The 10,641-nt window shown below is 45.6% G+C and carries 11 protein-coding genes and 3 pseudogenes; 12 read left to right on the forward strand and 2 right to left on the reverse strand.

The features are described 5' to 3' along the window. Window positions 1-59: 59 nt before the first annotated feature. Both Xbud_RS17855 and Xbud_RS20785 read left to right on the forward strand, forming a co-directional pair. Window positions 60-548, forward strand: a complete 489-nt coding sequence (locus tag Xbud_RS17855; protein WP_244590030.1) for a hypothetical protein — start codon at window positions 60-62, stop codon at window positions 546-548. Then, window positions 482-697: pseudogene (locus Xbud_RS20785) on the forward strand (tail fiber assembly protein); the annotation flags it as partial. The gene Xbud_RS17855 and the pseudogene Xbud_RS20785, both read left to right, overlap by 67 nt. 47 nt (window positions 698-744) lie before the next feature. Here Xbud_RS20785 and Xbud_RS17860 read toward each other — a convergent pair. Further along, window positions 745-1,467, reverse strand: a complete 723-nt coding sequence (locus tag Xbud_RS17860) for a Thoeris anti-defense Tad2 family protein (RefSeq protein WP_099137375.1) — start codon at window positions 1,465-1,467, stop codon at window positions 745-747. A gap of 259 nt (window positions 1,468-1,726) precedes the next feature. Between Xbud_RS17860 and Xbud_RS17865 the strand changes: the two are divergent. The 10 genes and pseudogenes from Xbud_RS17865 to Xbud_RS17910 all read left to right on the forward strand — a co-directional run bounded on the left by Xbud_RS17865 (window position 1,727) and on the right by Xbud_RS17910 (window position 8,253). Further along, a pseudogene (locus tag Xbud_RS17865) lies at window positions 1,727-2,876 on the forward strand (phage tail sheath protein). Window positions 2,877-2,886: 10 nt separating this feature from the next. Further along, entirely contained in the window at window positions 2,887-3,402 is a 516-nt protein-coding gene (locus Xbud_RS17870; RefSeq protein WP_099137376.1) for a phage major tail tube protein, read from the forward strand. 26 nt (window positions 3,403-3,428) lie between these two features. Continuing rightward, the gene (locus tag Xbud_RS17875) at window positions 3,429-3,746 is read left to right on the forward strand and encodes a phage tail assembly protein (protein ID WP_099137377.1); all 318 of its coding nucleotides are present in this window, start codon (window positions 3,429-3,431) and stop codon (window positions 3,744-3,746) included. Between the two features lie 14 nt (window positions 3,747-3,760). Further along, window positions 3,761-3,877 (forward strand): GpE family phage tail protein, encoded by a 117-nt coding sequence (locus tag Xbud_RS17880; protein ID WP_099137378.1) that lies wholly within the window; start codon window positions 3,761-3,763, stop codon window positions 3,875-3,877. Next, window positions 3,870-5,855 carry a phage tail tape measure protein gene (locus Xbud_RS17885; protein ID WP_099137379.1) on the forward strand — a complete coding sequence of 662 codons (1,986 nt, stop codon included), beginning with the start codon at window positions 3,870-3,872 and terminating at the stop codon, window positions 5,853-5,855. The genes Xbud_RS17880 and Xbud_RS17885 overlap by 8 nt, the downstream gene beginning before the upstream one ends. Next, window positions 5,852-6,103, forward strand: coding sequence for a phage tail protein (locus Xbud_RS17890; protein WP_099137380.1), 252 nt, complete (start codon window positions 5,852-5,854; stop codon window positions 6,101-6,103). Before Xbud_RS17885 ends, Xbud_RS17890 begins: the two co-directional genes overlap by 4 nt. 15 nt (window positions 6,104-6,118) lie before the next feature. After that, window positions 6,119-7,185: pseudogene (locus Xbud_RS17895) on the forward strand (phage late control D family protein). A gap of 65 nt (window positions 7,186-7,250) precedes the next feature. Further along, window positions 7,251-7,478: an ogr/Delta-like zinc finger family protein gene (locus tag Xbud_RS17900; protein WP_099137381.1), complete on the forward strand. Its 228-nt coding sequence runs from the start codon at window positions 7,251-7,253 to the stop codon at window positions 7,476-7,478. Window positions 7,479-7,667: 189 nt separating this feature from the next. Continuing rightward, window positions 7,668-7,946: a damage-inducible protein J gene (locus Xbud_RS17905; protein ID WP_099137382.1), complete on the forward strand. Its 279-nt coding sequence runs from the start codon at window positions 7,668-7,670 to the stop codon at window positions 7,944-7,946. Window position 7,947: 1 nt separating this feature from the next. Continuing rightward, on the forward strand, window positions 7,948-8,253 hold the full coding sequence (locus Xbud_RS17910; protein ID WP_099137383.1) for a type II toxin-antitoxin system RelE/ParE family toxin: 306 nt from the start codon (window positions 7,948-7,950) through the stop codon (window positions 8,251-8,253). A gap of 576 nt (window positions 8,254-8,829) precedes the next feature. Here Xbud_RS17910 and Xbud_RS17915 read toward each other — a convergent pair. Beyond that, complete coding sequence (locus Xbud_RS17915; protein ID WP_099137384.1) at window positions 8,830-10,500, reverse strand: hypothetical protein; 1,671 nt, start codon at window positions 10,498-10,500, stop codon at window positions 8,830-8,832. Window positions 10,501-10,641 lie beyond the last annotated feature (141 nt).

A 10,641-nucleotide genomic window follows, 5' to 3' on the forward strand; every position in this document is an offset into this window, starting at 1 on the left:
TAGCCTTTTGTTCCTTTATTTCTCTATTTTTGACGACTTAAAGTTATAAAGGAGCGGCTATGTCATTTCAACTCATCATAAAAGTCGAGCATCGCGTTATTCTAATGACAAAATATACAACAAATATTCAAGTGGCTGAATTTGATAAAAATGGATTGGCAATTGTTGAAGGCTGGGCTGAAGTCTATCTCTGTCATTCCAAAACCCGTGAGTTTTTGGGTAAATCGTATGATCGTGTGCCAAGCGGGTTTTCTGTTGTAGCCGATGCTTATTTGGACGCCCCTGAGTTACCTAAATCCAATGATATTGCTGTTTGTCGCGCGCCTGATGGTAAATCTTGGGTACATCAAGCTGATTACAGAGGGAAAAAGGTTTACCATACCGAAACGCGGCAAGCAATGGAGATCGGTTATATCGGGGCGCTGAAACCGAGTTTGATAAATGGGATGGTAAAAAATGGGTTACAGACACGTCAGCGCAGCGTCAGAATAAAATCCAACAAGCTGAACACCAGAAGTTCAGTTTGCAGCAACAGGCGGATGCGATGATTAAACCGTTAACCGATGCCGTTGACCTCGACATGGTCACTGACGAAGAAAAAGCGGCCCTCCTCGCATGGAAGACATACCGGGTGTTGCTCAACCGAGTGGATTGCTCAGTGACTACTGATATTCCATGGCCGAAACAACCAAAATAATAACAGGGGCGACTAGCGCCCCTGCCATCAATTCGATAAAAATGTCATTAATCATGCCATTGACACTGAAAACGGAAAGTGCGATCGAATTGCTTCAGCATATTTCCTATTTTTTCCGCGTCTTCACCCTGATATTGTGGGCTGTTATAAACGGATTTTTCTGTCCGATGTCCAAGGTGATAGTCGACATCATCAATGGTGATGGTGAGTTTTTTATCTGTCACGTTGCGTAACGATTCGCTGGCATCAGCCACAATGTCACCAAAATCAATAGTGAAATAGTTTGGTTTGACAGCAGCAAAATAAGTAACCCAAGCTACTTTTGAAACAGAATGATGACCCAGATTATTTTCAACTATGACTAATCTTTCAGAGGACACAAACCTTTTTTCTGTATCGGGATCCCTGCTATAAAAATATGGCGTCACATCTAGAATGAGGGTGTGCTCAGGATGACCTTGGATATCAGAGGACTGTATCATCACTTCCCAATCCTGAGCGTCCATATCAACCGATGAAGCCAGCCACGGCATCACCTCACCCGATGGAGTATGACGCTCAAGGTAAGGCAGGTAATTCAAATGGGTACCCACTTTCACTCCGGCCTGTGCCGGATAATCACCCGCCTTGACCTGCTGGTCAGCCCGTCCCAGACGGCGCAGCAGGTATTCCTTCTGATTAGCCCAGGTTTTTTTACTGACGCGTTTGCCGTTTTGCAGTTGCAACAGCGCCCATGCATAGGTGCCTTCTTTTGCCATTAATTCGCTCATTTTTTTACCTTATATATATTGAAAAGACAGCGATAGAATAATGACTCAGCTTGTGAGTTGAAATCGAACCGAGTTGTAGGAACAACGAAACATGACGGAGTAAAATTATTTCTGATTAAGGCTATTTTTCTTAATCCTTTTACCTTTGTGCCAGCCCCCATACACCCCCCATCACCTGCATTTTATTGTAAAGCCGACCACCATAGTGCTATCCCTTTTACCGGAGCAGATGGCTATGGCCTAGGATTATCACCACGGCGTGCGTGTGCAGGAAGTCAACGAAGGCACCCGCACCATTACCACTGTCAGTACCGCGATTATCGGCTTAGTGGCGACTGCCGACGATGCTGACCCCAACATCTTTCCCTTAAATACCCCGGTCTTGTTGACCGATGTGCTGACCGCCAGCGGCAAGGCGGGTGAAACCGGTACACTGGCCCATGCGTTGAGGGCGATTGCCGAGCAGGCCAAACCGGTCACCGTGGTCGTGCGCGTTGCTCAGGGCAAAACCGAAGCCGACACCACCACGAATATCATTGGCCGCGTGACTGACGACGGTAAAAAAAACCGGCATGCAGGCACTCTTGGCCGCGCAAAGCCAGCTCGGGGTGAAACCGCGTATTCTGGCTGTGCCCGGCCACGATACCCTGCCGGTGGCGACGAAACTGGTCGGCATTGCCCAGCAATTGCGCGCCATGGCGTATATCAACGCGTATGGCTATAAGACTCTTTCACAGACAATTGACTACCGTAAAAACTTTAACCAGCGTGAACTGATGCTGATGTGGCCCGATTTTTTAAGCTGGGACAGTGTGATTAACCGCGAAGCCACCGCGTATGCCACCGCCCGTGCGGTGGGTCTGCGTGCCAAGATTGACGAAGAGAGCGGCTGGCATAAAACGCTGTCCAACGTCGGGGTTAATGGCGTGACCGGCCTTTCCGCCGATGTGTTCTGGGATTTACAGGATGTGACCACCGATGCCAACCTGCTTAACCAGAACGACGTCACCACGCTTATCCGCAAAGACGGCTTTCGTTTCTGGGGTTCCCGTACCTGTTCAGACGATAAGCTGTTCCAATTTGAAAGCTACACCCGTACCGCGCAGATACTGGCTGACACAATGGCCGAGGCGCATATGTGGGCAATTGATAAACCGCTCACCCCCTCATTGGTGCGTGACATTATCGAAGGCATCAATGCCAAGCTGCGCGAACTGAAAGCTAACGGTTACCTGATTGACGGGCAATGCTGGTATGACGCCACAATTAACGACAAAGACACACTGAAAGCCGGCAAGCTCTATATTGATTATGACTATACGCCGGTGCCGCCGCTGGAAAACCTGCTGCTGCGCCAGCGCATCACCGACCAGTATTTGATGAATTTCGCCAACAGCGTCAACAGCTAAGGGACAACACATGGCATTCCCACGCAAATTGAAATACTTAAATCTGTTTAACGACGGCAACAACTATCAGGGTATGGTGGAAGAACTGACCCTGCCGAAACTGAGCCGCAAGCTCGAAGCCTATCGCGGCGGCGGCATGAACGGGGCGGCTCATGTCGATCTGGGCTTGGATGACGGCGCACTGGATGCCGAATTCACGTTAGGCGGGGTAGAAGCCCAACTGTACAAACAGTGGGGTATCGCCAAAGCCAATGGCGTTATGCTGCGCTTTAACGGTTCATTTCAGCGTGACGATACCGGGGAAGTGATCGCCGTGGAAGTGGTGATGCGCGGGCGCTTCTCGGAATTTGACCCCGGCAACTACAAACAGGGCGACAACACCCAGACCAAGGTCAGCGCCAAAAATACCTATTTTAAACTGACGATGGACGGCGATGTCCTGATTGAAATCGACACCATCAACATGGTGGAAATCGTCGGCGGCGTCGACCGTCTGGAAGCCCACCGCCGGGCGATTGGCCTGTAACCCCTCACCCATAAGGATCCTGACCCATGACTGAACAAATTACCCTGCCGCAGACTGAACAAACCACTGTCACACTGGAAGAGCCGATTGCCCGTGGCGCGACCACTATCACCGATATCATTATCCGTAAACCGACCAGCGGTGCCCTGCGCGGGGTGCGCTTGCAGGCCCTGATGGAAATGGACGTGGATTCCATGATGCTGGTGTTGCCCCGCGTCACCGCATCGGTACTGACCAAAAATGATCTGCTGCTGATGGCCCCGGGCGACCTGATTAACTTAAGTGTCGAGGTGGTCAATTTTTTGTTGCCGAAGTCGGTGAAGTCCGATTTCCAGACAGCTTAACCCCGGACGAACTGGTGGCGGATATCGCCACCGTCTTTCACTGGTCGCCCGCCGTGACCGCCGACATGTCCCTGCCGGAATTACTGGCATGGCGTTACCGGGCCATCAAACGGAGTGGTGCCGATGAGTGACCGACGTTTACGCCTGCAAGTGGTATTAAGTGCTGTAGACAAACTGACTCATCCGTTTCAGGGCGCGTCGGCCGCCAATAAACGTCTGGCGGAGACCCTTAAAGAATCGCGTAAACAACTGAGCGAGCTAAATCAAAAAACCAGTCAAATTGACGGATTTCGCAAAATCAAAAAGCAGCTCGCTGAAACCCAGCAGGCTTACCGGGCTGCGAATGATCGCGTGGCAGAACTGGCTCGTGCCATGAAAGGCCTCGACAATCCCACTAAAGCTCAGACTCAACAATTTGAGCGGGCGAAAAATGCTGCCGCAAAACTCAAAACAAAAAATCAGGATCTCAGTATTTCCCTGCAACGCCAGCGCGATGAGCTGGCTAAAAGCGGTATCTCTGTTAAATGTCTGGCGGATGCCCAACGTCAGCTTAACGGGGATGTCAAACGCACTAACAATACCATTGACCAGCAAAGCGAAAAGCTGAAGCGACTGAAAGAACGGGAAAAACGCCTGTCTGCCGCCAAATCCCGTTATCACAGCGTCAAAAACGTACAGGGTAGTATGTTCGCGAGTGCAGCCAGCATGGGAGCAATCGGTGGCGGGTTGTTGATGGGTGTGAAGCCGATGCTGAATGAAGCCTCCATTTATCATAAAGAAATGGCGGAATTTCGCACGTTGGGTGTGGGGGAAACGGTGCTTAAAGATGCCGGTAAATTCGCCAACAGCTTTCATGTGGTGGGTAGTGCTGTTTCGGATAACTTGAAAATTCTGAAAGAAGCCCACTCAGTTCTGAGGCATTACGATGAAGCCAGGATGGTCACGCCGGAACTGCTGAAACTGCAATATGCCACCCGTTTTCTGGGGATGCACGGTATCAGTGATGAGAAAGCACAGGAACTGCGCGATCAGTCACAGGAGGTGCTGAAAATTGCCGAATTGCGCAACATGATTAACAGCCCCGAAGACTTTAAAAAATCGGTGAACCTGTCCGCGCAGGCGATGGCTGCCAGCGGTGGCTTAGTTTTACCGTCTGACTATATGGCAATGCTCAAAACCGGGAACGTGGCCGCTAAACAGATGAGTGATGAAGCCTTCTATTTCTCCATGTCGCACATTATCCAGCAGATTGGCGGTGACCGGACAGGAACATCCCTTGCCAGTGCCTACCAAAATCTGATGATGGGACGTACCACTCAAGGGGCTGCCGAAGAGCTGAATGCACTGGGGTTACTGCAAAAGGGCGCTGTTCAATATGGTAAAACCGGTCACATTACAAAAATGAAACCGGGCGCACTGGTGAATGTAGATGAATTCCAGACAGACCCCTTCCGTTATCTAATGGAAGAGATTGTGCCGCGTATCCGCAGGAAGCACCCGCAGTTAGATGAACGGGGTATGGAAACCGCTATTGCTAAACTGTTCTCCAACCGCAAGGGTGCTGACCTGTTTGTCACTATGTATCGTGAACACGCTAATATTGAGAAACAAATCAAGGCCGGACACGAAGCCTACAGTGTAGATCAACTGGTTAAAGAAGGAAAAACCACGGCACAGGGACAGGAACTCGAACGCGATGCCCGGATGCGCGACTTGTATAAAGAGATCGGCGACCATTTGTTACCGCTCTATATCAAAGGTCTGAGCAAGCTCTCAGAAATGCTGGGCAACGTAACAACATTCTTTCAGGCACACCCGACCATGGCCAAATACCTCAGCCTTGCGGCGGCCGGGCTGGGCATTATTTTGGCCGTTTGTGGCGCACTGACACTGGTGCTGGCCACACTACTGGGCCCACTGGCGATGGTGCGGCTGGGGTTTTCTGTCCTCGGCATTAAGGGAGCGGGCAGCCTGAAATTATTAGGCGGTGCGTTTAAAATACTGGCCGGTGTCATACGTGGGACGACCGCTTTCCTGTTGGCCAACCCGATCATACTGATTATTACCGCGATTGCGGTGGCCGGTTGTCCTTACTGGCCCTGCAAATGATGGCCGACAGCGGTAAAGCGTGGTCGTTTCTGGACGGGCACGGCATGATTTACGGCATGTTTATCATTGAAAGTCTCGACCAGACCAAAAGTGAATTTTTTGTCGATGGGGCAGCCAGAAAAATTGACTTCACTGTCACCTTGCGCCGCGTGGATGAGAACTTAGGTGGGATGTTCGGTGATCTGCGCAGCCAATTGTCTGACCTGAAAACCAGTGCGATCAATACACTGAGTGGAATGATCCCCTGATGGCCTTACCGAAAAATTGACTGGATAACGGGCGATACTCACACGCCGGTATATACCCTCAGCGCCGGAGATGACAATATCAACGCCCGCATTCAAAAACGTTTAATGTCCCTGACCCTGACGGATAACCGGGGCTTTGAAGCTGACCAGCTCGATATTGAACTGGACGACAGCGACGGTCTGCTGGCGTTGCCACGTCGGGGGACAACACTATCATTGCATCTGGGCTGGCAGGGGGAAACGCCTGTCCATAAGGAGCAGTTTATTGTCGATGAAATCGAATACAGCGGTGCGCCGGATAAAATCACCGTGCGTGCCCGCAGTGCCGATTTTCGGACGACACTCAATCTCAGCCGGGAATTCTCCTACCATCAGAAAACCCTCAGTGACATTGTGCGCACCATCGCCATGCGCAATAACCGGAAATCGATAACACACTGGCCGACATTACGTTAAACCACATCGATCAAACTAACGAATCTGACGGCAGTTTCTTAACCCTGCTGGTCACACAGGAAGGGGCTATCGCTACTGTGAAGAACGGCTACCTATTGTTTATGCAGCAGGGACAAAATACCACCGTCAGTGGACGCCCGCTACCTACGGTGATCATCACTCGCCAGTCCGGTGACGGTTATCGTTTTTCACTGGCCGACCGCAGCGCCTATACCGGCGTATCCGCCAGTTGGTTGAATACCCGCGAACCGAAGCAGAAAACCCCAGTGACGGTAAAGCGTCGGCGACGTAAAACCACGCCGCAGAAAAAAGAAGAAAAACAGGGGGATTATCTGGTCGGCAGTGAAGATAATGTGTTTGTCATGAAACATACCTACGCCAACAAGGCTAATACTGAGCGGGCTGCTAAAGCTGAGTGGGAAAAAATTCAGCGCGGCATGGCTTCATTCTCGATCCAACTGGCGGAACTGTTGCCGGAAATGAAAGTCAGTGTCAGTGGTTTTAAACCGCAAATTGACGGCACCGACTGGATACTGGTCATCGTCACCCACACCCTGAATGACAGTGGGTTAACCTCGGCCTTGGAACTGGAAGTGAAAATATCGGATGCTGACATGGGAGTCTAATTTGTTATAATCGCGCCATCGCCTAACACAGCTGGCGCTTTCCTGATGATTGAGGTACTCACATTATGATGAGATGCCCCCTTTGCGGCCATGTGGCCCACACACGCAGCAGTTTTGAACACACCACCGAAACCAAAGAACGTTACAACCAGTGCCAGAATATCAATTGCGGTGCCACGTTCGTCAGTCATGAAACCTTTGTCCGCTGGGTGACTAAGCCGACATTGGTTGACCACGCACATCCACATCCTGTGCGTGGTCAACAGACGGTAATGTGCTTCGACAATCCTTAAAATCGTTAGCCCCTAATTATTGGGGCTTCCTGAATTACCCTTCTATTCATTCAAGTAGTTGCCCCGAAGTTTACTCAGTCATCAAGGTTGTTCTTTTTTAAAACAGCATTGTTGTTTTAGTTTGCTGTGCTAACATGACAACACAAATGACAACATATTTTGAAGTAATAGCGTACTAAGGGGGAATGAATGGAGACGATCCATTTTCGTATTGATGAAGAAACCAAGTGTTTAGCTATGCAAGCGGCCAAACGCCATCAAACAGACTTAACAAAGTTAATGAGACAAAAAGCCGAAGAATTGGCAAATGAAGAACGCGAGTATCAAAAAAATACCCATGCCCACTGGCTAGAAACGGAAATTGAAAAAGCCATTGACCGATGTGAAAACGGTTCGGCTCATTTTATTGATGATGCTGAAAGTCAGCGCCGGATGGCTCTACTGCGTAATAAGCTGAACAGGGGATAAAGTGATAACTATTTCATGGGAAGAAACCGCGCAAACTGACCGGGAGAAAATTTATCTCTACTTCTTTGAGCAGGCTGGGCTGTTATTGGCTGATGAAATTGACGCAAAGTTCGTGGAAATGGCTGAACTTCTGAAAGTAACCCCGTATGCAGGCATAAAGGCTCGTAACAGCCCGGATGAACGTTATAGAAAACTCGTTGTCCCTCATTTTCCCTTCATCATGCTCTACCGTTACGATGAGGATATGGAAAATATAAAGATCCTCAGAATATTGCACACCGCCAGAAGAATAGCCGGGCTTTTCTGAGCAAAAAATTTTTTCCTGATTTTGAGGAAACCCCAGCCAGCTAAAAACTGACAGGGGGTTTTGTTTATTTGGGTTGGTTAATTCAGCAAAGAATGGGTTAAAACCTTTTCGTGTCACTATCACCTTCCAGTTTACTGACGCGGAAAATTATTTTTACGTCGCCACTTTTTGTTTTTACGGCTCAGTAATTGTGCTGAACAATAATTATTTATAAAAGATGTTTTTTTATTCACTGAAAATATTTTAAAAAAATAGAAAAGTCAGGCTTTAGAAGGGGATAAAAAGCGGGATAAATGATATTGGATAAATAACCAGTGGTGCCAAGGTGCTGCCAATTTTGAATTTTCGTGCAGTTTAAAACCAAGAAAAAAGCCACCCGAAGGTGGCTCTTTTTATTCCCCAATTCACTGTTTTATCAGTGAATTTTTATTTGGTGCAGGGCGGGACTGGCAAATAAAAATAACTTATTGAATATATTTAATTTATTTTTATTTATTGATCTAATGCCCCTTTTTGTGCCCCCATATCAGATTGTGTCTTAATTGATATATATAATTGATTTTATTTATTTTTTTATTAAATTATTATAAATCTTTTGACTCTTCGTTTATTAATTTGGCTCTCTGCTGCGATTTTTTTTAGAGCCTCAGTTGATCTATTGGTTATCTCTATTTGTTGTTCACTAGCATCTAAAGATTCGCCGAATTTTAAACACTTATCTATACATAAATCTAAGTGTTTTCCTTTTTCAGATTTAAATAATTTGTAATAATCTTCAACAGAAGTATTAGCAAGAATTACGACATCATTTTGATTCCAACCATTAGTTCCAGCAATACGGTCTAATACTTGCTTGGCATTCTCTGTTATGACTGATTTGCTATAAATATTATTGAATTTACTGATTAATTCAGAGTCTTTGATATCACCAAATCTGTTAATTTTGCTCAGGTTGAACAATTCAATCTCATCCTTTCTATTTTCAATATAAAAATCAATTAGTTCAGATAATTTTTCATGTTCATCTAGATCTCTGAATATGGATACAAGAGAATTCAAATTATTAGGTGGAAGAATTTTGCAATTTCCTTTAAAGCTCTCATATAAATTATTAATTACTTGTTCAGCATTGTCATCAAATGAATCATGATAAAACTCCCAAGCATCTGAGAATTTTTTTTCGGATTTAGAACCTATGATTTGTTGGTTTCTCCAAGTAGCCTTTTCTTTGAGTTTTGAGTCAATAAAAAATCCTGATTTTACGGCTTCAGCAATAATTAAATCTAGTTCATCGGTAAACATATAATTATATTTTCGCAAAATTTCTAGCCATTTTGTTTCTTGTTTATTACTTTGATCTTTGACAGGAAAAAATGATTTATACTCTATATTTTTTATGAAATCGAAAGGAGGGATGTCATCATTGTAATGTGAACAGAAGTAACTCCATGAGTAAAGTACAATAGAATGCATAATTTCATCAATTATTTCCGGTACACAATCTTCAATAAGAGGTAAAGATAGCTTTACTAATCGTTCAATCTTCTGGAGAATTCTTATATTTCTGATTCCTAGACTAGCTGTCAACTCCTTTAATTTAAGGTGATAATCAGCTTCAGTGGAATAAGCAATATCGGCACATTCTTCAGGACTTGGAGCAAAGAATAGTTCAATATCAACAACTTTTTCAATATATTTCCTATAATCGTCAAGGCCTTTTTCTTCATCATTTAAGAGTAAAACAATCTTACATTTCTTTTGTTCTTTCAATAATGAGATCAATCCTAGAATATCTTTAATATTAATTTTATCACCTTTCCGCTCAAGATCATCAATGCAGATAAGTGTTTTATTTAAGGATAGAAAAGAAATGGTTTCAATTGCAGGAATGAGTAATTTTGCAATTGGAACTTCTTTCCAGAATTTAATTGATTGTCTCCCTAGGGTCTTAGTCAGATTTTTTGTATTTTCTTTGAATGTATTAATATTAGCATCTTTATCAATAAGTTGACGATCTACGATATTTTCAAAAACTGTATATTTAAGAGACTCTAGGGAATTAATTCCAAATAAGGAAACGTAGGAATAATTTTCTAATTTTATTTTATTTTCAGCTTTAGCTTCTGCCAGAAATTTTTTCCAGCTAAAAGTTTTTCCTATACCCCATTCACCTTTAATTACCATTACTTCAGGTGTATCTGATGATAAAAACTTAAAAATCTGTTTTTTTATTACCTCTATAGACATTGAGATTCCTCCGAAAATGCATAATTCTATTTAAATGTATCTAAGTAAAAATCCGCCTTCATAGAAGGCGGCTTTGACGCGGCCCCCTAAAAGGGGGCTTAAACACTATTCTTCCAGCCCCAGCTGTATTTGTCTTTCTGC

Origin of the sequence: Xenorhabdus budapestensis (assembly GCF_002632465.1) — a bacterium.
GTDB lineage: Bacteria > Pseudomonadota > Gammaproteobacteria > Enterobacterales > Enterobacteriaceae > Xenorhabdus > Xenorhabdus budapestensis.